The organism is Hymenobacter algoricola, assembly GCF_039539525.1.
Lineage (GTDB): Bacteria > Bacteroidota > Bacteroidia > Cytophagales > Hymenobacteraceae > Hymenobacter > Hymenobacter algoricola.
The window spans coordinates 36,880-62,587 of sequence record NZ_BAABDH010000035.1 but is presented as its reverse complement, the minus strand read 5'-3'; the positions used below and the strand labels follow the sequence as shown (position 1 = coordinate 62,587).

Genomic DNA, 25,708 nt, shown 5'->3' with positions numbered 1-25,708 from the left:
TAATTACTTTTGATCAGCACAAGCGCCCGGGGCAAATTATTTTAGCTTCTCCCGCTTGGGCAGCCGTGCGGCACGTGCCGCCGGGGCGCTCCGGCCGGAAGCCGGGCAGCTTCGTTGGGGGAGAAGCGTCTATCTTGCCGGCCAGCGGACTGAACCAGCCTTAGCTACGTTCTGTCCGATCTGGAAGGGCGGCAAGCAGCCGGCAACTCCTAAATTGCCAACAAAAGCAATGGCTACCGACGGCATCAAGATTATTGACGGTGACCTGGCGCATGATGTGTACTACACGTTCATGGAGCTATATGATGCCGGCAGACCGCTGGACGAACTAAAAGCCACCATTGAGCAGCTGCAAGCCGGTAATGACGACTTCGACGACGAGATTTTCATTACCGCTTACGCCCTGGCCCTCCGGGAAATCGGGGAGCTTAGCCCGCAGGTATTGGCGCAGGTTGAACGCGCTATTCAACGCGGCGCTTTTGTCAGATACCTAACGGAGGAAGATGGCAGCCCGATTGAGGGCCGCAGAAGGCAGCAGGTGCTTGACCGGTTCTGGAAAAATATCAATCAGCCCAACCTCAGGATTCGGCGGCGCAAGTCACATCAGCCGCAAAAGAAGCTGGTCTTTGAGGAAGGCGACGTGCTGACTTTCCAGCTTATCCCCGATGGCATTGACTGCATCACCATCCTGTTGCGCATATCGCAGAGCCGGGGCCGCTGCGTATACTGCTTCATCTTGCACAGCTGTACTGGCGTCATTAAGCCCACTATGCAGCAAGTCTTGAGCGGCAGTCTGTTGGGCCATCCTGCTATACCCGGTTCGCAAAGCCCGCGAATTGGCTTTGCCGCTAATTGCATCAGTCATAAGGACCTTCTGGCATGCGCCACTAAATTCGAGTGTATTGGCAAGCTGACTATTAACGAGGAAGCAAAACGGGTGGGCTCTGAAGGCGGAGCCACTTCCTTCCAAGATTTTACGGGTAATTTTCGCTACCTCGAAAGGGGTATCTTGATTCGTAGGGCGAAAAAGTGTTCCCTTAAGCACTTGCTCTAAAAGCAAAAGCGGCGCCTGGTACATCAGTCGCCGCTTTTGCGTCAGCCAGCCCAGTAAGAACAGGGCCACTGCTGCCACGAATCTGTCAGGCCGGCCCGCACCGGGTTTTCCAGTGCGTAGGCAATGACATTTTGCATTTCGGAGGCACTCCGCACTACATGGTCGTAGCTTTCCCGGTGCCAGAACTGCCCGGTACGCCCCAGCAGCCGGTTTGCCTCCCGGGCCGTGTGGGCCTTCACGGATTGCAGAGCCCGCATCATAGATACTTCCGCCTCCAGCAGCACAGCGACCAGATGCACATGATTGGGCATGATGCAATAGCAGATCAGGGTATAAGCCCGCCCATCGAAGAAGTGGAGCGCGTCGGCAACCAGCCGCCCGATCATAGGCTGTTGCAGCCAGGTAGGACCACTGACCGAGCCATCCAATAGCGCATCAAACCTACCGAAGTACCGCTTTTGCCGCACGTAGGTAGCTTCTTCATTCGCTGTTTCGCTGCTGAATTCTGCCCGCAGCTGCTCCACTACTGCTTCTGGTAGTGAGCCCGCTAATCGGAACGTAACAAATACTGTTTCGCCCGGCGACAGCAGGTGAGGGAGATTGCGGCGGTAGTCCTGCGGGTTCATACCTGAATGTAACGCGAAGTTCCACTTCGCGAAGCATCAGAACGAAATCGTGTCCACGTTGTCGTTCTGATGCTTCGCGAAGTGGAACTTCGCGTTACAGCCAATCTACTTCTTCTCCACCACCTTCGTTTCGATGCTCAGTTCCTTGAGCTGAGCGCCGGAAATCACCGAGGGCGAGTCGATCATGACGTCGCGGCCGGAGTTGTTTTTGGGGAAGGCAATGAAGTCGCGGATGGAGTCGGCGCCGCCGAAGAGGCTGCAGAGCCGGTCGAAGCCGAAGGCCAGGCCGCCGTGGGGCGGGGCGCCGTACTCGAAGGCGTCGAGCAGGAAGCCGAACTGGGCCTTGGCTTCCTCATCACTGAAGCCCAGCAGGCTGAACATGCGGGCCTGCACGGCCCGGTCGTGGATGCGGATGGAGCCGCCGCCCACCTCCACGCCGTTTATCACCATGTCGTAGGCGTTGGCGCGCACCTGCCCGATGGTGGCGGGGTTGTCGAGCAGGGCCATGTCCTCGGGCTTGGGCGAGGTGAACGGGTGGTGCATGGCAAAGTAGCGGCCTTCCTCCTCCAGGTATTCGAGCAGCGGAAAATCCACCACCCACAGCGGGGAAAAGGCGTTTTTATCGCGCAGACCAAGGCGTTGGCCCATTTCCAGGCGCAGCTCGCTCAGGGCCTTGCGGGTTTTGTCGGCCGGGCCGGCCAGCAGCAGCAGCAGGTCGCCGGGGTTGGCGCCCAGCGCCGCGCTCCACTTCTGCAGCTCCTCCTGGGAGTAGAACTTGTCGACCGACGACTTCACGTTGCCGTCGGCTTCTACCCGGGCGTAGACCAGGCCGGTAGCCCCCACCTGGGGCTTTTTCACGAAGTCGGTCAGCTCGTCGAGCTGCTTGCGGGTGTAGGCGGCGCAGGTAATGGCGTTGATGCCCACTACCAGCTCGGCGCTGTCGAACACCGGGAAGCCCTGGCCTTTCACCACGTCATTGAGCTCCACGAACTTCATTTCGAAGCGCGTGTCGGGCTTGTCGTTGCCGTACCGCCGCATGGCGTCGGCGTAGGTCATGCGGGGCAGCGTCCCGATTTCCACGTCCTTCACTTCCCGGAACAGGTATTGCACCAGGCCCTCAAACATGTTCAGGATGTCTTCCTGCTCCACGAAGGCCATTTCGCAGTCGATCTGGGTGAACTCGGGCTGGCGGTCGGCGCGCAGGTCTTCGTCGCGGAAGCACTTCACGATCTGGAAGTAGCGGTCGAAGCCCGACACCATCAGCAGCTGCTTGAAGGTCTGGGGCGACTGGGGCAGGGCGTAAAACTCGCCGGGGTTCATGCGTGAGGGCACCACGAAGTCGCGGGCGCCTTCGGGCGTGCTTTTGATCAGCACCGGCGTTTCGACCTCAATGAACTCCTGGCCGTCGAGGAAGCGGCGCACGGCCTGGGCCATTTTGTGGCGCAGCATCAGGTTCTGGCGCACCGGGTTGCGGCGCAAATCCAGGTAGCGGTACTTCATGCGCAGGTCGTCGCCGCCGTCGGTTTCGTCCTCGATCAGGAAGGGCGGCAGCTTGGCCGGGTTCAGCACGTCGAGCTTCGCCACCCGGATTTCGATGTCGCCGGTGGGCATCTTGTCGTTTTTGGAGTAGCGCTCGGCTACGGTGCCCGTCACGCTGATGACGTACTCGCGGCCCAGATGGCGGGCCTGCTCGCGCACTTCGGCACTTTCCACGCCTTCTTCGAGGGCCAGCTGGGTGAGGCCGTACCGGTCGCGCAGCACAATCCAGGAGATGCCGCCCGCGTCGCGGGTGCGCTGCACCCAGCCGGTGAGCGTGACGGTCTGGCCAATATGTTCGGGGCGAAGTTCGCCGCAGGTGTGCGTTCTGAGCATGGTAAAGAGCACTGAGTTCGGTAACTACGGCGAAGGTAGGCAAGAAAAACAAGTCGGAAAGGCCGCAAAACGTGGTTTTGCCCCTGCCCCGAACCTTCCGAAGACCGAAATACGCTTAGCTAAGGCTGTTTTGATCTTCGCCATGACTGATTTGGTCGTAGCTACCCCCGAAACAGCGGTAACGAAGACCGTTTTGGTCAAACGAACGACTGTTTTGGTCAAATGAGCGTCCGTTTCGGTGGTATGAATGACCAACATGGTCAAATGAAGGGTCCTTCAGGTCCTGGTGCAGGCTACCCGGCAGGCAGTAGCGGCGGCCAGGCCCGGGCTACCACGGCGGCGGCAACCCGGGCCCCGGTTTTTTGGTACGGAGTATGTAATACGCCTTCCCGACCCCGAACTATCCGCCTTCCCTCACCTTCCCTGACATGAAACGTACCGCTCTGCTGGCTGCCGCCGCTGCCCTGTTTACCTTCTCCGCCGCCCAGGCCCAAACCAGCCCTACCAAGGTTAAAACCAAGACGAAGTCGGAGCAGACGGGCACCATGGTAAAAACCAAGGCCAACACCAACGCCGAGCCCGTTACCCTCAATGGCCCCATCAAGCGGGTGGAAACCCTGTCGGGCATCGACGTATTTCCGGACCCGAACTCGGGCACGATCTTTCTGAGCTTCACCCAGCAGTTTACCAAGCCCGGCACGCTGGTCATGACTGACTACAAGAACAAGTCTATCTACAGCACCACGCTGGACCCGGCCAACAACACCGGCCAGCCCGTGGACCTGGGCCGCATTCCGGCCGGCACCTACCTGGTAGAGGCCAAAACCGGCAACTACGTGTACTGGAAGAAAGTCCGCATTAAGTATCCTTCCAAGTCGGTAAAGCGCAGCTAACCCCGCTCACCCGCTTTCCGCCTCCGAAACCCGCCCGGTTTCGGAGGTTTTTGTTTGGGGCGCGGCCGGTTTGCCCGGACCGGCCGCCCGTCCCGTTCTGAGTCTAGTAGTACCTTGCCGCCGCAATATGAAAACCAACTCCCTGCTTTTTCGCCTCGCCGCCCTGCTGTTGCTGCTCACGCTGGCGTCCTTCGTCGGCCCCAGGCTCACCAAGACGGCCATTACCAAAACCTTGTCCGTGGGCGTGCCCCAGGGCTTTATGTCGCTGCCCGACGACGGCATTGCCGTCAAGTACCCCGCCGCCCGCCGCCCGCTGGCGGTGTACACCGACCCCAGCGGCCGGATCGATTTCAGCGTGGCCCAGAAGCCGACTACCTTCAACGACCGGGACTACGCCCTGCTGCTGAAAATATACAAGGCCAGCATTCAGAACATGTACTCCAAAGTGCAGTTTCTGGCCGAGGACATCCGCACCGTCAACAAACGCGACTTCGTAATGCTGGAGTTTGTGTCGACCGTGAACGACACGCGCCGCGGCAGCAACCTGGCGCCCATCCGCAAGTACCAGCTGGTGCAGTACGCCATTCAGGGCGACCAGCTGTTCGTCTTCACCTTCGACGCGCCCGCCGACGAGCAGGCCCAGTGGCAGCCCACCGCCCAGGCCGTGATGAAAAGCATTGTGCTGAAGTAGGGACTTGGGGGCTTGGATGTCGTTCTGGTATCTAAGACTCTAAAACTAGGGCTCCAATAACCAAGACCCCAATAACCAAGACCCCAATAACCAAGACTCCAATAACCAAGACCCCAATAACCAAGACCCCAATAACCAAGACCCCAAAAATGACTCTTTCCCTGTATTCCGACGAGCAGTACATGCAGCAGGCCCTGAAGCAGGCGCGCTACGCACTGGCGGAGGATGAAATTCCGATTGGGGCGGTGGTGGTCATGGACAAGCAGATCATTGCCCGGGCCTACAACCAGACCGAGAAGCTGCGCGACGTGACGGCCCACGCCGAAATGCTGGCGCTGACGGCGGCCGCCAATTTTGTGGGCAACAAGTACCTCGCCGACTGCACCCTCTACGTGACCGTGGAGCCCTGCGTGATGTGCGCGGGCGCCAGTTTCTGGGCCCAGGTGAAACGGGTGGTGTACGGGGCGGCGGAGGAAAAACGCGGTTTCCGACGCTACGGCAACCTTTTGCACCCTCGCACGGAGCTGGCCACCGGCATCCTGGCGGAGGAGTGCGCCGCGCTGATGCAGCAATTCTTCACCCAAAAGCGGAAATAATCTACTTTTGGGCGCTGCCCGGCGGATCGGGTGCAACCATGCGGGCTTTCTGCCGGTTATAACCTGATTCCGCACCTGCTTTTCTTTCCCTTCACCCCCAAAACCCTGCTTATGGCTTTCGAACTGCCCAAACTGCTCTACGACTACAGCGCCCTCGAGCCTCACATCGACGCGCAGACGATGGAAATCCACCATTCCAAGCACCATCAGGCCTACGTTACGAACCTGAACAACGCCATTGCCGGCACCGACCTGGAAGGCAAGTCCCTGGAAGAGCTGCTGCAAAACATTGCGGCGGCCCCGGCGGCCGTACGCAACAACGGTGGCGGCCACTGGAACCACTCCCTGTTCTGGACCATCCTGGGCCCGAACGGTGGCGGCCAGCCGACAGGCGCCGTGGGCGAGGCCATTACCAAGGCATTCGGCTCGTACGAGAAGTTCAAGGAAGAATTTACCAAAGCCGCTACCACCCGCTTCGGCTCCGGCTGGGCCTGGCTCTGCAAGCAGGCCGACGGCTCGGTGCAGATCTGCTCGACGCCCAACCAGGACAACCCGCTGATGCCCGACACCGGCTGCAAGGGCACCCCGGTGCTGGGCCTCGACGTGTGGGAGCACGCCTACTACCTGAAGTACCAGAACCGCCGCCCCGACTACATTGCGGCCTTCTTCAACGCCATCAACTGGGACGAAGTAAACCGTCGTTTCAGCGAGGCTAAGTAGCCTGGATCCTGACCAGAAAAAGCCCGTCCCAGCAATGGGGCGGGCTTTTTGCTATTCCGTGGGGCTATGGCGGCTTACTGGGCCACGCCGGTAGTCGGGGGCTGCAGGTAGCGCTGCAGGGCCTGCACGTAGGCCTCGAAAGCGCTGATGCCCTGCGGGGTGATGGCGCAGCGGGTCAGGGGGTAGCTGCCGTTCATCTCGCGGGTTAGCGTCAGGTAGCCGGCTTCCTTTAGCTTGCCGAGCTGCACGCTGAGGTTGCCGGCGGTGGCGCCGGTTTTCTCCTTCAGAAACGTAAACTCGGCCTCGCGCACGCTCAGCAGCAGCGACATCACCGCCAGCCGTAGCTGGGAGTGCAGCAGCGGATCGAGTTCCTCAAACGGCGCGGCCATGGCGGAAGCGAGCTTTGAGCAGATGCCCGGGAATGATATAGCTGACCAGCACGGCGGCGGCCACCAGCAGGAGCTGCGTCGGAAACGGCACCATGAACGCCGCCGTGGCCAGCAGCCAGCACGCGGCCCCGCCATACACCAAAGGCCGGAACCGCAGCGCCCCGCCGCTCACAAACGTGCCCAGGCCATACAGCGCAATCAGCAGCGGGTAGACCTGCTGCCAGCCGTAGTGCATGCCGATACCGAGCACCATGATCAGCAGCACGCTGAACCCAATCCACAGAAAGCCCATGAAGTCGCTGAGCGGGGTGCGGGCCGTGCGGCGCTTTTCCTGCCGGTAGTGGTAAATGCCCGATACGATTCCGCCCAGCGGCATCAGCGCCCAGGGCAGCCAGGGCTTATCGAAGCCCGTGAGCAGCAGCACGTAATGCGCCAGACTGGCGGCCAGCACCAGCCAGCCCCAGAACAGAAAGTCGAACGAGTTGTCGCTCAGGTCCTGCTTGGCGGCCTGAATCATCTGCTGAATCAGGTGCAGGCTTTCGGGACCGGTAAGCGGTTTTTCAGTGGTTTCCATGGGGTGCTGACAGAAAAAAGAAAGTGAAACAGCCCGCACCGTGCGGACCTGGGGGTGAACAGCAGGGCCGCCGCTAGCCGGCCTTTGGCGCGTCGAGCAGAAAGTCAAAGAAAGGATTGACCCGCAGCGGTTCCGGGGCGCCGGCGGCCGGCGGCCGGCCGGCAGAGCATTTCGCCTTTGCCGACGGCAGGTCGGATGCCCCGGCGGCCCACCAGCTTACCAGCAGGGCCAGGCCACCAACGCCCAGGACCAGGCCGTACGACGGGCAGGCCACCAGCCACACCAGCAGCCCCGCGCTGAGCGGCAGCAAAGCCGCCAGGATGAGCCGCCCCGGGTAGACCGGGCGCTGAACGGAAAAGCGGGGCAGGGAAAAGCGGGCAGTCAGCATGGCAAAACCAGTTTGTTCCGAAGTATGATGCAAATATAAACCAGTTTACAATATAAACTACACTACGCTCCAAACTTTATTTCAGCTCCCCGGCCGGGCCTGCAAAAAGCGTTTAGGGCCATTTCTGATTTTAGCTATCTTTGACGTTCCGGCTTTTCCTCACCGGGCGTTTTGTTTTCCTTGTCTCCGCTTTTTGGCTGCTCTTTGCCGGCGTGCTGCTTTTTACCCGCGCCAGGCTCCTGCTTCCTTTCACCGTTTCGCCTTCCTGCCTGCCCACGGAAATCCGCTGCCTTCCCCAAGCCGGGTTTCCCATTCCCACCCCTTACTCTTCTAACCTGCCCCTGCATGAGTACCAAGCTGCGCCTGATTGTACTGAGCTTCCTACAGTTTTTTATCTGGGGCTCCTGGCTGATAACTATTGGCGCTTACTGGTTTCAAACTAAGCAATGGTCGGGGGCGCAGTTTGGCGCCATTTTCTCCACCATGGGTATTGCAGCCATCTTTATGCCCTCCCTCATGGGCATCATTGCCGATAAGTGGGTGAATGCCGAGAAGCTTTTCGGCGTTCTGCACATCCTGGGCGGCATCGTGCTCTTTACCATTCCGATGGTGGATAACCCAACCAGCATGTTCTGGGTGATGCTGCTGAACATGATGTTCTACATGCCCACGCTGGCCCTTTCCATTGCCGTTTCCTACTCTGTGCTCAAAGCCAAGGGCGGCGACGTGGTCAAGGACTACCCGCCCATCCGGGTGTGGGGCACCATCGGCTTTATCGTGGCCATGTGGACGGTGAGCCTGCTGGGTATCGAAAAGTCGTCGAGCCAGTTTTACGTGGCTGCCGCGGCCGCCATCCTGCTGGGCTTCTACTCCTTTACCCTGCCCGCCTGCCCGCCGCCCTCCAGGAATGCCCCGACCCGCTCCCTTATCGACGCGCTGGGCCTAAAGTCGTTTGCCCTGCTGCGCGACACCAAGATGGCCACCTTCTTTGTCTTCGCCCTCTTGCTGGGCGCGGCCCTGCAGCTTACCAATGCCTACGGCGACACCTTCCTGCACGATTTCGACAAGAACCCGGCCTACCAGGGCACGCTGGCCGTCCGGTACCCGGCCATCATCATGTCCATTTCCCAGATTTCGGAGACGCTGTTTATCCTGGCTATTCCGTTTTTCCTGCGGCGCTTCGGCATCAAGCAGGTTATGTTTTTCAGCATGATTGCCTGGGTGCTGCGCTTTGGCCTGTTTGCCTACGGCAACCCTGGCAGCGGCCTGTGGATGATTATCCTCTCCTGCATTGTGTACGGCATGGCCTTCGACTTCTTCAACATCTCCGGCTCGCTGTTCGTCGAAACCCAGACCGACTCCAGCATCCGGGCCAGCGCCCAAGGCCTGTTTATGATGATGACCAACGGCTTCGGCGCCGTGCTGGGCAGCTCGCTGAGCGGCATCATCATCGAGAAATACTTTACCCTGGCCGATGGCACCAAAGAATGGCCCAGCATCTGGCTTACGTTTGCGCTGTACTCGCTGGGCATTGCGGTGCTGTTCATCATCTTCTTCAAACACCAGCACACCCGGCAGCAGGAGGTTGCGGACGCCCACCCCGAGCCGCTGCTCTCCGTTGAGCAGGTCTAGGCCGGATCCAGCCTAAAGCACCGTTCCATGTGGCAGATCCGCTTGAAAACCGGGCCGCTAGTATAAAACGAGTTTATAAATAGCCTATTTCTGGCACATAAAAAATCCCGCTCTGCAGGCTGCAGAGCGGGATTTTTTATGTGCAAACAGATCTGTTTGGGGTCGGGAGCTTAGAACTGCTCGGCGGCGGCGAAATAGAAGTCGCCTTCGATTTTGGCGTTGTCGTCGGAGTCGGAGCCGTGCACGGCGTTGGCTTCAATGCTCTTGGCGTACTTTTTCCGGATGGTGCCTTCGGCGGCCTGCTCGGGGTTGGTAGCGCCAATCAGGGTGCGGAAATCGGCTACGGCGTTGTCCTTCTCCAGGATGGCGGCCACAATCGGACCCGACGACATGTACTTCACCAGGTCGCTGTAGAAGGGCCGCTCGGCGTGCACTTCGTAGAATTTGCCGGCGCGCTCGGGCGTCAGCCGGACTTTCTTGAGCGACACAATGCGGAAGCCGCCTTCTTCGATCATACTCAGGATACCACCGATGTGGTTTTCCTGGGTCGCGTCGGGCTTAATCATCGTGAACGTGCGGTTCGTGGCCATGGGGAAGCTGTTAGTAAAGCTGAAAAATGAAGTAGCGGAAGCAGGCAACTCCGGCAGGGAATTGCGGCCGCAAAAGTAGGCGAATAATCCCGGAGTAGTAAACGGGCGGCCGCAAAACCAGAAAAGTGGCGGCAGCCCCGCCGGGTTCCGACGGCCGCCCCGCGCTGGAAAAGCGCATTTCCGGGACGGCCCGGCGGCCCCGACGAACCCAAAGTGGGACCAGCTTTGTTAGGCAGACGGAATATCTGGAGAATATTTCCGACTTTTGCCGCCTTGCTCCCGGCTTAACACCCCGAATTTCAGCCACCTATCAGTAGGCAATGTCCACTATCAGCGACCTGAAGGAGCTGCTCGCGCAGCCCCGGCAGATTTTCATCACCACCCACCACAAGCCTGATGCCGACGCCCTCGGCTCTTCGCTGGGCTTAGCGGGCTACCTGCGGAAGAAAGGCCACCACGTCACGGTGGTCACGCCTTCCGACTACCCCGACTTCCTGGCCTGGATGCCCGGCAACGACTCCGTGGTGGTGTACGACGCGCGCCGCAACGACGCGCAGGTCCGCGAAATCATCCGTTCGGCGGAAGTCATTTTCTGTCTCGACTTCAGCTGCCTCGGCCGCATCAACGAGATGGGGGAATACATCCGTCAGGCCCCGGGCACCAAGGTGCTCATCGACCACCACCTGGAGCCCGAGCAGTTTGCCGACCTGGACTTCTCAAATCCCAAGGCGGCGGCGACGGCCGAGCTGGTGTTTGAGGTAATCCGGGACCTGGGCGACCAGGACCTGATCGACGTGGGCATGGGCGAGAGCCTGTACGCGGGCATCATGACCGACACGGGCTCGTTCCGCCACCCCAGCACCTCGCGCAACGTCCACCTGATCATTGCCGAGCTGCTCAACGCCGGTATCGACCTCTCGTCGGTACACCGCCGCATCTACGACTCGCACTCCGAGATGCGCCTGCGCTTTTTGGGCTTCGTGCTCAAGGACAAGCTGGTGGTGCTGCGCGAGTACAACACGGCCTACATTGCCATTACCCAGGATGAGCTGCGCCAGTACCAGTCCAAAACCGGGGACACCGAAGGGCTGGTCAACTTCGCGCTCAGCATTGAGGGCGTCGTGTTTGCCGCCGTGCTCATCGACCGTGGTCAGGCCGTCAAGATTTCCTTCCGCTCGGTAGGCTCGTTCTCCGTGAACGAGTTTGCCCGCAAAAATTTCAACGGCGGCGGCCACCACAACGCCTCCGGCGGTATCAGCCACGAGCCGCTGGAGGCCACCGTGCAGCGTTTTCTGGCCCTGCTGCCCGACTACCAGACCCAGCTTGTGACGGCGCCGCTAGCGGTTGCGCCGCCGACGGCGTAACTTGCCCCAAATTCTCTTCCTCAACCCTTCTTTTTTCATGCTCCTTCAACGTAATTTTCTGAGCCTGGCCCTGGCGGCCGGCGCACTGAGCCTGGCTTCCTGCAACAAAGGCGCCGGTGATTTCGCCAAGACTCAATCCGGTATCGAGTACAAAATCTTCAAAAATGAAGGCGGCAAGTACAGCGGCCGGGAAGTAGCCGCCACCGGCGACGCCACCTACAAAGCGCGCATGGGCAAGATCCTGGCGCTGAACGTAGAGTACCGCACCTACAAAGACTCGATCCTGTTCAACTCGCGCAAGCAGCAGGGCCTGCCGATGCGCATCGAGCTGCAGGACGTGAAAATCAAAGGCGGCATCGAAGAAGCCATTGCCATGCTGCAGCCCGGCGACTCAGCCATCTTCCGCTTCAACGTGGATACCATTTTCGCCAAGTCCTTCAAGCAGCCCGTACCGCCCTTCATGAAGGATAAAGCGGCTACCGATAAAAAGGCGCCCTCGTTCATGACCATGTACGTGAAGGCCGAAAAGCTGCAGACCCGCGACGAGGCTACCGCCGACCAGCAGAAGCAGATGGAAGAGCAGCAGAAGAAGATGATGGCCTATGCGGAGACCCAGCTCAAAAAGGACGACGTCATTCTGCAGAGCTACATCCAGAAAAACAACCTCGTAGCCAAGAAGGACCCGTCGGGTATCTATTACGTGGTGACCAAGCCCGGCACCGGCGCCGTGCCCAAGCAGGGCCAGACGGTATCGGTACTCTACAAAGGCACGCTGCTCGACGGCAAAGTATTCGACTCGTCGGAGAAGATGGGCAACAAGCCAATCGACTTCCCGCTGGGCGTAGGCCAGGTAATTCCGGGCTGGGACAAGGGCATTGCCCTGCTCAACAAAGGCACCAAGGCGACGCTGCTGATTCCGTCGTCGCTGGCTTACGGGCAGCGCGGCGCAGGGGCCGACATTCCGGCCGATGCGCCCCTGCGCTTCGACGTGGAACTGGTTGACGTAAAGTAGTCGTTAGCATTCCTACAGGCCGTCGTACCTGCGCCCTTGGGACGGGTGCGACGGCCTTTTTTACGTCAAGCTGCAATCCATGAATAAGCGTATTTCGGGTTTTTCCCTCCGCCTGGTTGTGCTGGTGGCCCTGGCCGCGGCCAGCCTGTTGGCGGCCTGCAAGAAAAATTACGTCAAGGTCGATGACAAGCTCATCCGCCAATACCTCGACGACCAGAAAATCACGAACGGCCAGCGGCAGGAGTCGGGTCTGTACTACGTGCCCCTGACCACCGACGCCACCCAGCCAATGCCGCGCACCGGGCAGACCGTCTCGGTGCTCTATACCGGCCGCCTGCTCGACGGAACCGTCTTCGACGCCACTTCCCGGCGCAACAACGCCCCGTTCAACTTCGTGCTGGGCCGGGGCCAGGTGATTGAGGGCTGGGACGAAGGCATTGCCCTGATGCACAAAGGCGATAAAGCCCTGCTGCTGATTCCCTCCGCCATGGGCTACGGCTCGGCGGGCTCCCCCCCGACGATTCCGGCCAACGCCGTGCTGCAGTTCGAGGTAGAGCTGGTAGGCATAAAGTAAAACCTGAGAAAACGGCCCCGGTTGTGCATGCAACCCGACGGGGCCGTTTTTTCTCTACTCAAGTATGAAGATGACAATTTCAACCAAACAACTGGTGCTTGCCCGTCTGGTCGTGGCGCTGCTGGCCTTGCTGCCGATGCTGTCGGCCTGCAAAAAGGAAACCGATCTGCAGAAGGAGTCCCGGCAGCGTGAAGAGCAATACCGGGCAATTGACGATGGCCTGATCCGGGATTATTTTACCCGGCACCAGATCACCAAGTTCACCCGGCTGGAATCGGGCGTCTACCTGGTCGATACCGACACGGTAACCGAAGGCACGGGCCCTACCATTCTCCCTGGCAAACGGGTGCAGGTAAAGTACATTGGCCGGTTCATCACCCCCTCGCGCGACAATGTAATCTTCGACCGATCGTACGGCAACCAGACGCTGTGTGAGTGCTTTGAAGTGACAGTCGATGCCGGCAGCGTGATTAAAGGCTGGGACGAAGCCATCAAGAATATGAAGTTGGGCACCCACAAGCTGGTTTTCATTCCCTCCTACCTGGCTTATGGCCCGGCCGGCTCTTCGCCGCTTATTCCCGGCGACGAGCCCCTGCTCTTCGACATGCGCATCACCAAGGTTAAATAAGTTTTTTCTGTCGCCTATGCTTCGCTCCGGGCTTATTGCTGCGCTTGGCGGGCTGCTGACGCTGCTACTGCCGGCCCCGGCCCGGGCTATGCCCGTGGCAGCCGACACCATCCGGCTGCTCAGCGGCGTGCGGTACGTAGTACATGTGCCCGGCACGGGCGCTAGTGCCCAGGCCGGCGACCGGATGGCGGTGCACTACACCGGCTTTCTGCCCGACGGCCACATCTTCGATTCTTCCGTGGCCCAGGGCAAGCCGCTCCGGCTGCGGGTGGGGCGGGGTGAAGTGATTCCGGGCTGGGATGAAGTGCTGCTGCTGCTGCCGGCCGGCACCCGCGCCTGGGTTGCTATTCCGGCGGCTCAGGCCTACGGCAGCCAGGGCGTGCGCAACCCCGATGACGACCGCCGGTTTCTGATTCCACCCGGTACAGATCTGGTATTCGAGCTGGAAGTAGTCCGTATTCGGTGATAAATAGTTTAAGCCAATAAAAAGGGCCTCTTCGGATTGAAGAGGCCCTTTTTATTGGCCAGTTTACCCGGCGGCGGCTACTCAGCAGCCAGCACCTCCGACAGTACAGCCAGGGAGCGAATCTCGCCGAGCTTCTCAATGTGCAGCTGGTAGTAGCGGATCAGCACGTCGAGCAGCTCCCGGCGGACCCGGCCGTTGGGAATGGTGGCGTGGGCAGGGTCGCGCAGCAGCTCGTCGAAGTAGTGGTCGAATTCGCGGAAGCGCAGCGCGGCCGGGCCGCCCCCGCTGGTGCTGGTGACGGGGGCGGCCGCAGCCAGCGCCACCTGCGTGGTGACTTCCTGCCCCGACTCGATACCGAACCCCAGGTAGCCGGCCAGCTCCAGCAGAAAGCCCAGCGTGAAGTTCTCGTAGCCCGCCGCCTGCTGATCGAAGGCCAGGATGGCATCGTGCAGGAAGTTGAACAGCGGCTCGTTCTCTTCTTCCTCCAGCAGCGTGCGGCCCACAATTTCGGCCAGCACCAGCACCACGCTGCTTTTATGCACATCGTAAGGCAGGGTACTGAAAGGAATGGCGCAGCGGTACTCCGACAGGCGGGCAATGCCACCCTGCCGGGACGTGTAGGCCACCAGATCGAGCAGGGTGAAGGGCTGAAATAAGGCGATGCGCCCCGGCGGCTTGGCTTTGCGCACGCCGTTTACGATGTACGTCTGCAACCCCAGCCGCTCGGTGTACACGCGGGCAATGATGGACGTTTCGCGGTATTTGATGTAGTTCAGGACAATGCCCCGGGTTTTGATAAGCATGCTCTTGTGCTGGGCTGATTCGTGGACGGGCCGATACCTTGAAACAACGGCAGGCGCCGAAATAACGCAGCGCCGCCGGCCCGGCCGTCGATTATTTTGCCACTACCGCCACTTTGCTGATACAGCTGTTTTTGCCGTCGGCATCCGACGACATCACCAGGTATACGCCCGACTGCACCTTGCGGCCGTTGTAGTCGGTCAGGCCCCAGGTGATGGTGCCGCCGCTGGCCCGGGTCTGGTACACGAGCTTACCCGTCACGTCGGTGATTTTCACGAAGCCGTTGTTGGCGACGCCGGAAATGCCCACCTGCCCGTCGAAATCGGTGCGCACCGGATTCGGCGACACCTTGGCGCACGATACTTCCCCTTCCGTAACGGTCGCGGAGCCGCGGTAGGTGATGACGCCGCCCGTGGTGACTACGAAGACCTCCCCGGTGCGGTTGTTGATGTCGATGTCCACGATGTTGTTGGTCGGCAGCGGGCTGTTGTCGGTAGTGAAGTGGAACAGCGCCTCGTGGGCATCCTCATCGAACAGCCACAGGCCGCGGTCGGTGCCAAACCACTTGCGGTTACCCCCATCCACGGCAATAGCGTGCACCACCTCGTCGCGCAGGGCCGCAAAACCGGTGGTGATGCCGCGCTGCACGAACGGCGTCTGGAAGTTGCCCGGGTTACCCGGCAAAAAGGCCTGGCTCGGGTCGCTGAACAGGGCCACGCCCTTGGTAGTACCCACCCAGATGTCGCCCTTGCGGTCTTTCACCACGTCGTAGATTTCCCCCGAGGGCAGCCCGTCGCCGCCCGCGGCAAACTGGCGGGCCGTTTTGGTTTTGTCGTCGTAGCAGATCATACCGCTGCCATCCAGCCGCGCCTGCGAGGCCCAGATGTAGCCGTTGTCGTCCAGGGCCAGGCGGTCCAGGTTCTGCGCCCCCGGGAAATAGGCGCTGCGGCGCCACACGTCGGCCCCCGGACTGTACAGGACCAGACCCGAAATACCGGCTTTGCCGTGGCGGTTTACCATCCACACGTTGCCCCCGGCATCGGCAGCCAGGTCGGTAATGCGGGTATAGGCCGGATTGTTGTCCGTAGCGGCCGACAGCAGCTGCACGCCGGGCGTACCCTGGGTAAAATTTTTAAACTTGCCCGGGCCCTGCCATTGCAGCAGGCCGTCGCCGTAGGTGGCAATGTAGAGCGTGCCATCGGGGGTACGGGTGCCGCGGGCCAGGTCTTTAATGTTAGGATACTGAGTCAGGGTGGGGTAGTTGGTACCCGTGAAGTTGGTCCAGCGGCCGTCCTTGTACTCGTAGAAGCCGCCATAATACTCCTGCTGCAGGTACCGGTCGAAGTAGCCGCCGCTGAACACGTCCACGGTGTTGGTGCGGGCATCGGCCAGTACGCTGAAGGCGCGGGCGCTGTCGGGGGCATTGGTTACGAAGCTTTCCACCGGCTGCCCGGCCGTCAGCTTGACCAGGCCCTTCTGGAAGTCGGCAACGTAAAACACGCCTTCCTTGTCTTGCAAAGCCGCCTGAGGGTCGGGCGTCTGGGCCAGCGTGGTCAGCCCGGTGATGACGCCGTTCTTGAGTACGGCTACCTGCTCGTTGGTGGCAATGAGCAAGCCCGCGGCGGAGGGCGTCAGCTGCCGGAACTGGTTGATCCGCGTGTTGGGCAGGGGCCGCCAGCCGTTCTTGCTGCCCCCAAACACCAGCAGCTCGCCGCCGTTGACGCCGGCGTACACTTTGCCGCCTTGCGTGGCCAGGGTCAGAAACGGGTCGAAGGTACCCGCCAGCTGGTCGGTAGTCCAGCGGCGGTAGTCTACCAGGTTGTCGGTGAGCTTGGCGCGCATCAGGCCGTAGGACGTAGCGGCGTAGAGCGTGTCGCGCAGCACGGTGGTCGAGTTGACCCGTACGGCCGAGCCGTTCGGGCCGATGTTGCCGTAGTTGTCGCGCACTTCCAGCTTGGTCATATCCAGCACCACCAGCCCGAAGTTGCTCGACAGATACGCCAGCCGGTTGTGAAAGAAGATGTGGCGGATGCTCTTGGCGCCGGTCAGCTGCTTGCGCAGAATGTCGGTAACGTTGCGGATGCTGCCGTCTTCCCGCAGCACGTCCAGGTTGCCGTTCCGGTACACCACCAGCGTCTGCCGGGTCAGGGCGTCGTAGGCCACGGTATTCACGCCCACGTCGTGCAGGCCGTCGCGGCGGGACAGCAGCTGGGTGGTGTTCAGGGCCTTGTCGTAGAAGAAGAAGGCATCCTTGGTGGCCACATAGATGCGGCCGCCGGCATCGGCCAGCGCCCGGGCCCGGTTGTTGGGTAGCTGCAGCTGCCAGTCGCCGAAGCCGGCGGTGCTCTGGGCCACTGTGGTGGCAGCCGTCAGCAGCAGGAAAGAGAGCAGGCCGGACCAGCGGCGGGTGCGTAGCAGAATACTCATGGGCGCAGAATAGCAGCGAGATAGAAAAACCTGAGACCCTAACGCCTTCCGGCCGGGTTTAGTGCTTGGCCACGGCGCCGGCGGGCTCCGTGTTTTTCTCCCGCATACCTTCCAGAAAGCACTGGCGGCAGCGGGCTTCGTAGGAGTCGGTTTCGCCGAGCAGAATTTTGCTTTCGGAAGCCGTGATGCGGAAGGAGTAAGAGGCAATTTCGCCGCAGCAGACGCACACCGCGTGCACCTTGGTCACGTACTCGGCCACGGCCATCAGCGCGGGCATGGGGCCGAAGGGCTTGCCCAGAAAGTCCATGTCGAGGCCGGCCACGATGACGCGGGTCCCGCGGTTGGCCAGCTGCACGCACACCTCCACCAGGGATTCGTCGAAAAACTGCGCTTCATCCACGCCCACCACGTCGCAGGCGCCGGCCAGCAGCAGCATCTCCTGGGCCAGGGGAATGGGCGTGGAGCGGATGCTGTTGGCATTGTGCGACACTACGTCCAGGGCGTGGTAGCGGGTATCGAGGGCGGGCTTGAAGATTTCAACCCGCTGCCGGGCAATCTTGGCGCGGTTAAGACGGCGGATCAGCTCTTCGGTTTTTCCCGAGAACATGGAGCCGCAGACCACTTCAATCCAGCCCCGGCGGGCGGTCATCTCACGGCTGGTGCCGACGCGGGGTTCTATAAACACAAGAGTATCAGTTTGCAGGTGCCAGTCGCCAGGTGCCGGGCGGCTATCCGAACAGCTAAAGTACGGCTTTCGGCGGCTAGGCCCAAAGGCAACTCCGGCGGCGGCGCACCAGCTACCAGAGCGTCAGGGGCCTAGCCTTCCGGGAAAGAGTGATGCCGGGCTACCCGCTCAGTCCGCATACCGCTGGTGGGGCAGCTTGGTGGCTTCGGGCGTGCGGCCCGTCACGTCGCCGGCGGGCAGGCGGGCCTGGCAGGTGAGGCGCTCGTGGGGCTGCAGGCGGCCGGCAACGCGGTAGCGCAACTCGGCATCGGTCGGCGGCGTTAGGTGGTCGAGTCCACCGCTGACCTCGAGCCGGCAGGTAGTACAGCGGCCTTTGGCCCCGCAGGCGTGCATCCAGTCGTGGCCGGCGGCCTGCAGGGCGGCGAGCAGCGTAGCGCCAGCGGGCACGCTTAATACGGCGCCAGGCAGGTTTTGCACGGTCAGAGTGGGCATCTTTACTTAAATTGCCCGTTGAATCAGGCTTTCAATGAACGACAAATATAGCCAAGCCAAGCGCCAACAGTACGGCCGCCGGCTGGCCGCCCACCTCTGCGACCAGCATTTTGCGCCCCAGCCCACCGCCGCCCTCGACGGCCCGGCGGTGCTCCGCTTCACCCCCATCCGGCAGGTAAACCTGTTTGTGGTGCAGCAGCTGCTGGCCCAGTGGACCGGGGAAATGGCCCGGCTGCGCAGCCCGTACTTCGATTTTGCGGCCGACGACGTACGCCAGGCCCTCACCCAGTTTATGAATACCCTCTCGCGCCGCATCCAGGTGAGCCGGGAGGCCTTCGAACCGCTGCTGGCCCGCGCCGTCAGCGACACGCTGGGCGTGGTGACCGACTCGGCCCTCACGTTTGAGGAAAAGCTGCTCGGGCCGCAGCCAACCACGACCGTGGAGCAGCTGCGCGACACGCTGCGCTACCTCGACATCGATAAGCCGCTGTTTCAGGGCTTTATCGACACGCTCACGCCGGGTACGCCGCTGGAGCGGGAGTTTCTGGCCAGCCGCTTCCGGCTCTACCAGGAAGCCAACTACAAGAACCACCAGCCGCTGGAGAAGCTGATCGGCGAATTCAGCGCCCTGCTGCCCATCACGGTAGCGGATCTGTGGACGGATGGGCCCGTGGCCGCCGCCCCGGCCACGCCACCGGCCGCCGCTCCCGTGGCGGAAGCTCCGGCCCGGCCCGCCGAGCCGCAACCTACCCTGGCACCAGCCGCTGCGGTACCGGTTGCAGTAGCGCCGCACCCGCCGGCCCCGGCATTAGCGGTGGTGGCGCCGCCGAGCTTTGCTGCCCCCGACCCAGCTCCAGCGGCAACGCCGGAAGCTGAGCCCGTTGAGGCCCCGGCCGCTCAGGAGCCCCGGCGGCCGCTGAGCGAGCCGGCCCCCGCCGGCGCAGTGCCGCTGTACGAGAAGCTGAAGGCGGAAAATGCCGCCCCGACTCCGCTCAGCGAAACCCTGCGTTCGGAAAATCCTACCGCCACGCTGGCCGATAAATCGGCGCCGAAGGTGGAATCGTTGCGGGAAGCCATTTCGATCAACCAGCGGTTCAGCTTCATCAATGAGCTGTTTAATGGCGAGAATATGGAGTACCACACCGCCATTCAGCACCTCGACTCCCTGTCCGGGGCTGAGGCCGCCAGGCGCTACGTGACCGAAGAGCTGACCCGGCAGTACGGCTGGGTGCGCAAGGAAGAGCACATCAATAAGCTGCTCCGGCTTATTGACCGCAAGTTTGCTTAAGCGCGCCGCCCGTGGCTACTGCTGACCGGCTGCCCGGAATTGTACTGCGCTGGCGGCAGCTGCTGCTGGTGTATCTGCTGAGCGTGGGCGTGCTGGCCGGCAGCGCCTACACCATGTACGTGCACTACGATTTCTCCCACTCCCTCGACACGCGCAGCTACCTGAGCGTGGCCCGGGGCGAGTTTCGGGGGGTGAGCATCACCCGGCGCTACCGGGTGGTGGTGCCGGCCGTGGCCGCTGCCGTGGCGTGGCCGCTGGAGCGGGTATACGCCCGCATCTGGCCCCAGCGCGCCACCACCGACTGGCCCCTGCGGCTGGCTTTTTACGTGGTCAACACCCTGATTCTGGCGGCGGCGGGGCTGTTCGTCTTCCGCAGCTGCCTGCTCTACGGGGCCTCGCCGGGCGCGGCGGCGCTGGCCGTGGTGGCGGTACTGTGCAGCCGCTGGGCCGTGTACATTGCCGGCCTGCCTCTGGTCGACAGCCTGTACGTGCTGGTGTTTGCCCTGGCCTTTTACGGCGCCTGCAGCAACTCCGCGTGGGCGCTGGCGGCCTGTATTCTGCTCGGGCCGCAGGCCAAGGAGTCATTCGTGTTTTTGGTGCCCTGGCTGCTGGTATTCGGCCAGCGCGCCCTGCCCTGGCCCCGGCAGCTGGCGGTGCTGGCCGTGTCGGGGGCGGTGGCCTACGGGCTGCGCCACTGGATTGACGCGCAGGCCGGGGCGGCGCCGCTGGAAAGCGTAAACAACGCCCTCGACCACCTGCACAATCTGGCTTATTCGCTGCGGCGGCTGTTTTCGGTGAAGGGCGCGGGCGAAATCTTCAGCATCTTCGGCTTCTTCTGGCTGGTGCTGCTGGCGGGGTGGCGGGGCCACCGGGCCACCGGGGCCGAGCCGCCCCGATTGGGCTGGGCTGGAGTAGCACTCGGGGCCGTGGTGCTGATTCATATGCTGCTGTCCGGCGACCTGGGCCGCATGGGCTACCTGGCGGCGCCGGTATTCGCGGTGGCGTTTGCGCAGCGGCTCACCTTTCATCCTTTCTTCGGCTGGCTGCGGCCAGGCGCGGCAGAAGCACGCCCTGAGGCAGGAGCCTAGCAACACCCGGCTACTCGGCCGCGGGTGGCAGAATCTCGGTGAGGTAGCGGGGGCCGAAAAACGTGGGGAACGAATCGAGGCGGACCGTGCGGAAGCCTTGCAGCAGGGCAGCATTCTGGTCGCCGTACACGATTTGGGCGCGGTCCAGCAGCCGGGGGCCACCGAGGCAGTCGGTAAAGACGCGGTGGCCGGCCCGCTGCTGGCGCTGCACCCAGGCCCGCAGCTGCGGGGCCGATTGCCCGGGCCGCTGCACGAGCAGCGTAGGGGCGGCCAGCACGTTGGGCAGGCCCACGGGATTGCCGGTGCGGTAGTGCAGCTGGTTCAGCACCAGGTTGTGGTTGTCCAGCAGAAACCAGTCGTGCGGCCGGGCCGGAATCCGGGTCAGCAGCTGGTCGGGGTTGGTAAAGCGCAGAAAATGCTGGGGCACGAGCCCGAAAGCCAGATTCCAGAGCAGCAGCGCGCCGCCCGCCGCGGCCAGCGCCCGGGCGGGCAGCCAGGCCCAGCCCCCGCCCACCACGGCCAGCAGCGCCGGCAGCATTGCCATAAACTCCGCGTTGCCGTCGGCGTAAGCCGCAAAAGCCAGCTGGGCCAGCAGAATACCGGCGTGGGTGCGGCACACAGCCCGGCCCCCCGCCGGCGGCACGTCAGCAGCTACCTCCCCGGCCCTGCGGTTCCGGAAGGCCAGCCAGCCGCTCCACGCCGCCCAGCCCAGTAGCCCCGCGCATACCAGCGGCACCACGGCCAGCCCCGGCGCCGCCCGCGCCAGCGCCGGCATAGAGCCGTGGACCTGCAGGAACGTGCGCCCCAGGTTCACTACCGTCAGCAGGGCGCCATGGGCAGAAACTCCGTTGCCGGCGAGTCCCGCGTAGTAATCGTGGAAGATGAAGCGCCAGAGCGCCGGGAGCGTCAGGGGCTCGTGCCAGGAAGGCAGCGCCGCCACGTAGGCGGCCGGCACCAGCAGGGCCGGCAGGGCGTACAGCAGCACGGCCCGCCCCTTGCGGGGCGCGTACCACCCCGTGCCGAGCAGCAGCCCCAGCCACCAGAAGAAGTGAATCTGGTGAAACAGGCAGGCCCCGGCCGCCCACAGCCCGCTCCAGAGCAGCAAACCCGGGCGCGGCGCAGGGGCCGTTTGGTAGCGCGCCCAGCTCAGGCTGGCCAGCAAAGAAAACAGCAGCGGCAGCACGTAGGCCTCATTTTCGGTGGCAAAGCGCAGCAGGCCGAAGCTGGCACCGGCCACCAGCAGCCACGGCGCCACCAAGGTAGCCGGCAGCTTCAGCTGGCGCAGAATCCGGCCCAGCACCCACAGGCCGGCCCCGGCCGCCAGGGCATTCAGCGCTTTGAGCGCCGCCAGCGTATCGGGCCGCGCCCCCAGCAGGTGCAGCAGCTGGGTCCAGAGCAGGCCGGCGGGGTTGTAGAGCAGGTGGTGGGGCAGCAGCAGCTCGTGCTCATGGCGCACGCAGGCCGCATAGTACCAGGCATCGAGCGTGGAGTTCTGGGTGGGCAGCAGCAGGCAGAGCAGGGTGAGAAAAAGAATTATGAATTCTGGATTCAGAATTCTGAATTGGCTGTGCCGCCGCCCTGACCGAGATTCATAATTCATAATTCCTATCGTACCAGATCCTGCTTGCGGTAGGCGTCAATGGCCAGCAGAATAAACAGCAGCGTGGTAAACGACCAGAGTGAGGAGCCGCCGTAGCTGAACAGCGGCAGCGGAATGCCCACCACCGGCGCCAGCCCGATGGTCATGCCGATGTTGATGGCGAAGTGGAAGAAGAAGATGCTGGCCACGCAGTAGCCGTAGGTGCGCCCAAAAACGGATTTCTGGCGCTCCGCCACGTACAGCACCCGGCCCAGCAGGGCCATAAAGAGGATGATGACGACCATGGTGCCGGCCCAGCCCCACTCCTCCCCCACGGTGCAGAAGATGAAGTCGGTGCTTTGCTCGGGCACGAAGTCGAACTTGGTCTGGGTGCCCTGCAGGAAGCCCTTGCCCACCAGCCCACCCGAGCCGATGGCAATCTTGGACTGCGTCACGTTCCAGCCCACGCCCAGCGGGTCGGCCGAGGGGTTTAGCAGCACCTCAATGCGCTTGCGCTGGTGGGGCTGCAGCACGTTGTTGAAGAAGAAGTCGACGCCGAAGACCATGCCGATGACTACGGCCCACACGCTTAGCGCCAGCGGCAGATGGTGGCGCATCACCTTGGTGTTGAAGGCAAACACGCCCACCAGGATGGCAGTGAAGGCCCCGATCAGCCAGAGCTTGGGCACCAGCAGCGCCAGGATGAGGATAACGGCCGCCGCGGCCAGAATGATCAGAATCAGCGGCGACATTCCCTCGCGGAAGTAGGCCAGCAGAAAGGCGGCAAACACCAGCGCCTGTCCGGTTTCGTTGGCCGCAATGATGAGCAGCGGCGGCAGCAGCGTGAGGCCGGCCAGCACCAGCTGGTCGCGGAAGTGCTGGTGGCGCAGGTTGATGCTGGCCATGTAGCGCGACACGGCCAGGGCGGTAATAAACTTGGCAAACTCGGCCGGCTGCAGGCGCACCGGCCCCAGCTCGAGCCAGGAGCGGGAGCCGGCAATGGGCCGGGCAATAAAGGGCGTGACGACGAGCAGCACAATCATCAGCCCGTAGAGCACGAAGGCGAAAGTGTCGTAGGCCTTGTAGTCGACCACGACCAGGATGACGATGAGCACCAGGGCCGTACCGATCCAGATGATCTGCTTAAACCAGTTGTACTGCATCAGCTCCGCGAAGCTCTGCCCGCTGAACAGGCCGCCGGCGGGCGCGTCAGACGAGTAGCTGGCGGCGTACACGTTCAGCCAGCCCAGGCCCAGCATCACGGCGTAGATGAGCACGGTGACCCAGTCGAGGCTGCGCGAATACCTAGCGGGAGAAGAAGCCATTTTAAACTATTGGGCAAAGATGCGGGAAAAACAGCTTCCCGGCGTTGCTGAAAAAGGGTTGGGAGTCGTCGACGGATGGCCCGGCCGGGTTAATGGTGCACGATGAAACGGTCGGTACCGGGACCAATCAGCCAGTTTTCCCAGCGGGGGTTGTTTACCTTGCCACGCAGGTACTTTTCCATCATCAGCGCCGCCATCGGGGCGGCGGAGCTGCCGCCGAAGCCGGCGTTTTCGATGAAGACGGCAATGGCGATTTTGGGGTCGTTGGCGGGGGCAAAGGCGGCGAAGGTGGCGTGGTCTTCGCCGTGGGGATTCTGGACGGTGCCGGTTTTGCCCGCCACCGCAATGCCGTAGCGGGCCAGGCTGGCGTTGGCGCCCGTAGCCCCGCGGCCCCCGTCGACTACCGCGCACATGCCCGGAATGATAGCCTCAAAGTGCTGCTGGTCCACGGTGGTGATGTGGCGCTGGGTATACTCGGGCAGCGGGCCGCCCGGGCCGATGCCGCGCACGAAGTGGGGCGTGTAGTAGTGGCCGCGGTTGGCAATGGTAGCCATGATGTTGGCCATCTGCAGCCCCGTGATGCCGATTTCGCCTTGTCCGATGCTGAGCGAGTACACGGTTTTGAAGTTCCAGTGGTGGTAGCCGCGCAGCTTGTCGTAGAACTCGGGCGAGGGAATCAGGCCCTTCTTCTCGCTGGCCATATCCACGCCCAGCTTGGTGCCCAGCCCGAACGACATCACCTGCCGCCGCCATTCGGCCAGACCCAGGCGGGCATCCTCGAACTTGTTGGTGGAGCGTCCGCGCAGCACGCTGGCCCGCATCACCTGGTAGAAGTAGGGGTTGCAGCTGTTCTTGATGGCAATGCTCAGGTTGCGGGGCGGCTCGTGGCGGTGGGTGCAGCGCACCAGCCGCCAGTTGCAGTCGAAGCCGGTGGCGGGCGTCACCACGCCCATCTGCAGCGCCACCAGCTCATTGACCAGCTTAAACACCGAGCCGGGCGGGTACGTGGCCATCAGCGGGCGGTTGAACAGGGGCCGTTCGGGGTTGTTGAGCAGCTCCATGTAGCGGTTGCCCATGCCCTTGCCGCTCAGAATGGAGGGCTCGTAGAGCGGGGCCGACACCAGGGCCAGAATCTCGCCGGTCCTGGGGTCCAGGGCCACGATGGAGCCGCGCTTGCCGGCCATCAGCGTCTCGCCGTACTTCTGCAGCTCGATGTCGATGCTGGTGTGCAGGTCCTGGCCGGCTACCGACAGCGTGTCGAACTCGCCGTTGCGGAAGGCGCCCTTCTCGATGCCGCGCACGTTGACCATCTTGTACTGCACCCCGCGCCGGCCCATGAGCTTCTGCTCGTAGTACGACTCCAGCCCGGTGATGCCCAGGTTGTCGCCGGGCAGGTACTTGGCGTACTTGGGCTTTTCGAGAAAGGCCGGGGTGATGGCGCCGACGTAGCCCAGGGCGTGGGCCATGTTCTCGGTTTTGTAGGAGCGGGCCATGCGGGCCTTGATGCTGAAGCCGGGAAAGTCGATCAGGTTGTCCTGAATGGCGGCCAGCTCGGGTGTACTCAGGTTTTGCACCAGCGGCGAGGCCTTCACCCGGGAGTAGGCGCGGGCTGCTTTCAGCGACGCCCGCAGCTCTTCCAGCGGCAGCTGCAGCAGCTCGCAGAAGCGGACCGAGTCGAGCTGCTTGACTTCGCGCGGCAGCACCATCAGGTCGTACACGGGCGTATTCTGCACCAGAATCTGGCCGTTGCGGTCGTAGATCAGGCCCCGGTAGGGCACCTGCACCAGGCGCTGGAGCGTGTTGCGGTCGGCGGCCAGCTTGTAGCTGCCGTCGAGCACCTGAATGTAGAAGAGACGAGCCCCAAATACCAGCGCCACGGCCAGGAAAATGGCGTGCACCACGTATTTGCGGCCTTCGAGGTATTGCAAAGCGAGAAAGAACTGAGGATAAACGT

26 protein-coding genes are annotated in these 25,708 nt (G+C 62.4%); 13 read left to right on the top strand and 13 right to left on the bottom strand.

Annotation, left to right across the window (positions count from 1 at the left end):
• Nucleotides 1–55: 55 nt before the first annotated feature.
• Nucleotides 56–1,054 (top strand): hypothetical protein, encoded by a 999-nt coding sequence (locus ABD842_RS09485; protein WP_345112886.1) that lies wholly within the window; start codon nt 56–58, stop codon nt 1,052–1,054.
• A gap of 41 nt (nt 1,055–1,095) precedes the next feature.
• Here ABD842_RS09485 and ABD842_RS09480 read toward each other — a convergent pair whose 3' ends face one another.
• Together ABD842_RS09480 and aspS are read right to left on the bottom strand one after the other, a co-directional pair.
• Complete coding sequence (locus tag ABD842_RS09480; RefSeq protein ID WP_345112885.1) at nt 1,096–1,680, bottom strand: transposase; 585 nt, start codon at nt 1,678–1,680, stop codon at nt 1,096–1,098.
• A gap of 105 nt (nt 1,681–1,785) precedes the next feature.
• Nucleotides 1,786–3,552 (bottom strand): aspartate--tRNA ligase, encoded by a 1,767-nt coding sequence (gene aspS / locus ABD842_RS09475; protein ID WP_345112883.1) that lies wholly within the window; start codon nt 3,550–3,552, stop codon nt 1,786–1,788.
• A gap of 428 nt (nt 3,553–3,980) precedes the next feature.
• On the opposite strand from aspS, the gene ABD842_RS09470 reads away from it, so the two are divergent.
• The 4 genes from ABD842_RS09470 (at nt 3,981) to ABD842_RS09455 (ending at nt 6,452) form a co-directional block, all read left to right on the top strand.
• Nucleotides 3,981–4,445, top strand: a complete 465-nt coding sequence (locus tag ABD842_RS09470; RefSeq protein ID WP_345112881.1) for a hypothetical protein — start codon at nt 3,981–3,983, stop codon at nt 4,443–4,445.
• 127 nt (nt 4,446–4,572) lie between these two features.
• Complete coding sequence (locus tag ABD842_RS09465) at nt 4,573–5,136, top strand: hypothetical protein (RefSeq protein WP_345112879.1); 564 nt, start codon at nt 4,573–4,575, stop codon at nt 5,134–5,136.
• Between the two features lie 149 nt (nt 5,137–5,285).
• Nucleotides 5,286–5,732, top strand: a complete 447-nt coding sequence (locus ABD842_RS09460; protein ID WP_345112877.1) for a nucleoside deaminase — start codon at nt 5,286–5,288, stop codon at nt 5,730–5,732.
• 111 nt (nt 5,733–5,843) lie between these two features.
• Nucleotides 5,844–6,452: a superoxide dismutase gene (locus ABD842_RS09455; RefSeq protein WP_345112875.1), complete on the top strand. Its 609-nt coding sequence runs from the start codon at nt 5,844–5,846 to the stop codon at nt 6,450–6,452.
• A gap of 74 nt (nt 6,453–6,526) precedes the next feature.
• On the opposite strand, the gene ABD842_RS09450 is transcribed toward ABD842_RS09455, so the two are convergent.
• The 3 genes from ABD842_RS09450 to ABD842_RS09440 all read right to left on the bottom strand — a co-directional run bounded on the left by ABD842_RS09450 (nt 6,527) and on the right by ABD842_RS09440 (nt 7,803).
• Nucleotides 6,527–6,841 carry a winged helix-turn-helix domain-containing protein gene (locus tag ABD842_RS09450; protein ID WP_345112874.1) on the bottom strand — a complete coding sequence of 105 codons (315 nt, stop codon included), beginning with the start codon at nt 6,839–6,841 and terminating at the stop codon, nt 6,527–6,529.
• Nucleotides 6,825–7,415 (bottom strand): hypothetical protein, encoded by a 591-nt coding sequence (locus tag ABD842_RS09445; RefSeq protein ID WP_345112872.1) that lies wholly within the window; start codon nt 7,413–7,415, stop codon nt 6,825–6,827. The genes ABD842_RS09450 and ABD842_RS09445 overlap by 17 nt, the downstream gene beginning before the upstream one ends.
• Before the next feature lie 73 nt (nt 7,416–7,488).
• Nucleotides 7,489–7,803: a hypothetical protein gene (locus ABD842_RS09440; RefSeq protein ID WP_345112871.1), complete on the bottom strand. Its 315-nt coding sequence runs from the start codon at nt 7,801–7,803 to the stop codon at nt 7,489–7,491.
• A 345-nt stretch (nt 7,804–8,148) separates the two neighbouring features.
• Between ABD842_RS09440 and ABD842_RS09435 the strand changes: the two genes are divergently transcribed.
• Nucleotides 8,149–9,435 carry a nucleoside permease gene (locus tag ABD842_RS09435; RefSeq protein ID WP_345112869.1) on the top strand — a complete coding sequence of 429 codons (1,287 nt, stop codon included), beginning with the start codon at nt 8,149–8,151 and terminating at the stop codon, nt 9,433–9,435.
• Nucleotides 9,436–9,605: 170 nt separating this feature from the next.
• Here ABD842_RS09435 and ABD842_RS09430 read toward each other — a convergent pair whose 3' ends face one another.
• The gene (locus ABD842_RS09430) at nt 9,606–10,025 is read right to left on the bottom strand and encodes a nucleoside-diphosphate kinase (RefSeq protein ID WP_345112868.1); all 420 of its coding nucleotides are present in this window, start codon (nt 10,023–10,025) and stop codon (nt 9,606–9,608) included.
• A 320-nt stretch (nt 10,026–10,345) separates the two neighbouring features.
• On the opposite strand from ABD842_RS09430, the gene ABD842_RS09425 reads away from it, so the two are divergent.
• The 5 genes from ABD842_RS09425 to ABD842_RS09405 all read left to right on the top strand — a co-directional run bounded on the left by ABD842_RS09425 (nt 10,346) and on the right by ABD842_RS09405 (nt 14,069).
• Nucleotides 10,346–11,389: a DHH family phosphoesterase gene (locus ABD842_RS09425; protein ID WP_345112866.1), complete on the top strand. Its 1,044-nt coding sequence runs from the start codon at nt 10,346–10,348 to the stop codon at nt 11,387–11,389.
• Between the two features lie 37 nt (nt 11,390–11,426).
• Nucleotides 11,427–12,401: an FKBP-type peptidyl-prolyl cis-trans isomerase gene (locus ABD842_RS09420; protein ID WP_345112865.1), complete on the top strand. Its 975-nt coding sequence runs from the start codon at nt 11,427–11,429 to the stop codon at nt 12,399–12,401.
• A 79-nt stretch (nt 12,402–12,480) separates the two neighbouring features.
• Nucleotides 12,481–12,975 (top strand): FKBP-type peptidyl-prolyl cis-trans isomerase, encoded by a 495-nt coding sequence (locus tag ABD842_RS09415; RefSeq protein ID WP_345112864.1) that lies wholly within the window; start codon nt 12,481–12,483, stop codon nt 12,973–12,975.
• Nucleotides 12,976–13,039: 64 nt separating this feature from the next.
• Nucleotides 13,040–13,603, top strand: a complete 564-nt coding sequence (locus ABD842_RS09410) for an FKBP-type peptidyl-prolyl cis-trans isomerase (protein ID WP_345112862.1) — start codon at nt 13,040–13,042, stop codon at nt 13,601–13,603.
• A 16-nt stretch (nt 13,604–13,619) separates the two neighbouring features.
• On the top strand, nt 13,620–14,069 hold the full coding sequence (locus tag ABD842_RS09405; RefSeq protein ID WP_345112860.1) for an FKBP-type peptidyl-prolyl cis-trans isomerase: 450 nt from the start codon (nt 13,620–13,622) through the stop codon (nt 14,067–14,069).
• 77 nt (nt 14,070–14,146) lie between these two features.
• Here ABD842_RS09405 and recO read toward each other — a convergent pair whose 3' ends face one another.
• The 4 genes from recO to ABD842_RS09385 all read right to left on the bottom strand — a co-directional run bounded on the left by recO (nt 14,147) and on the right by ABD842_RS09385 (nt 18,474).
• Nucleotides 14,147–14,872, bottom strand: coding sequence for a DNA repair protein RecO (gene recO, locus ABD842_RS09400; RefSeq protein ID WP_345112858.1), 726 nt, complete (start codon nt 14,870–14,872; stop codon nt 14,147–14,149).
• A gap of 91 nt (nt 14,873–14,963) precedes the next feature.
• A complete protein-coding gene (porZ, locus tag ABD842_RS09395; protein ID WP_345112856.1) occupies nt 14,964–17,297 on the bottom strand; it encodes a type IX secretion system anionic LPS delivery protein PorZ in 2,334 nt (777 codons plus the stop codon).
• A gap of 58 nt (nt 17,298–17,355) precedes the next feature.
• Nucleotides 17,356–17,982, bottom strand: coding sequence for a thymidine kinase (locus ABD842_RS09390; protein ID WP_425553169.1), 627 nt, complete (start codon nt 17,980–17,982; stop codon nt 17,356–17,358).
• Between the two features lie 168 nt (nt 17,983–18,150).
• Nucleotides 18,151–18,474, bottom strand: coding sequence for a 2Fe-2S iron-sulfur cluster-binding protein (locus ABD842_RS09385; RefSeq protein ID WP_345112854.1), 324 nt, complete (start codon nt 18,472–18,474; stop codon nt 18,151–18,153).
• 34 nt (nt 18,475–18,508) lie between these two features.
• Here ABD842_RS09385 and ABD842_RS09380 point away from each other — a divergent pair, with 34 nt between their 5' ends.
• Nucleotides 18,509–19,762, top strand: coding sequence for a hypothetical protein (locus ABD842_RS09380; RefSeq protein WP_345112852.1), 1,254 nt, complete (start codon nt 18,509–18,511; stop codon nt 19,760–19,762).
• Between the two features lie 11 nt (nt 19,763–19,773).
• Nucleotides 19,774–20,850: a hypothetical protein gene (locus ABD842_RS09375; RefSeq protein ID WP_345112850.1), complete on the top strand. Its 1,077-nt coding sequence runs from the start codon at nt 19,774–19,776 to the stop codon at nt 20,848–20,850.
• A 10-nt stretch (nt 20,851–20,860) separates the two neighbouring features.
• On the opposite strand, the gene ABD842_RS09370 is transcribed toward ABD842_RS09375, so the two are convergent.
• The 3 genes from ABD842_RS09370 to mrdA all read right to left on the bottom strand — a co-directional run bounded on the left by ABD842_RS09370 (nt 20,861) and on the right by mrdA (nt 25,682).
• Nucleotides 20,861–22,450 (bottom strand): hypothetical protein, encoded by a 1,590-nt coding sequence (locus ABD842_RS09370; protein ID WP_345112848.1) that lies wholly within the window; start codon nt 22,448–22,450, stop codon nt 20,861–20,863.
• 5 nt (nt 22,451–22,455) lie between these two features.
• A complete protein-coding gene (gene rodA / locus ABD842_RS09365) occupies nt 22,456–23,754 on the bottom strand; it encodes a rod shape-determining protein RodA (RefSeq protein ID WP_345112846.1) in 1,299 nt (432 codons plus the stop codon).
• 89 nt (nt 23,755–23,843) lie between these two features.
• On the bottom strand, nt 23,844–25,682 hold the full coding sequence (gene mrdA / locus ABD842_RS09360; RefSeq protein WP_345112845.1) for a penicillin-binding protein 2: 1,839 nt from the start codon (nt 25,680–25,682) through the stop codon (nt 23,844–23,846).
• Nucleotides 25,683–25,708 lie beyond the last annotated feature (26 nt).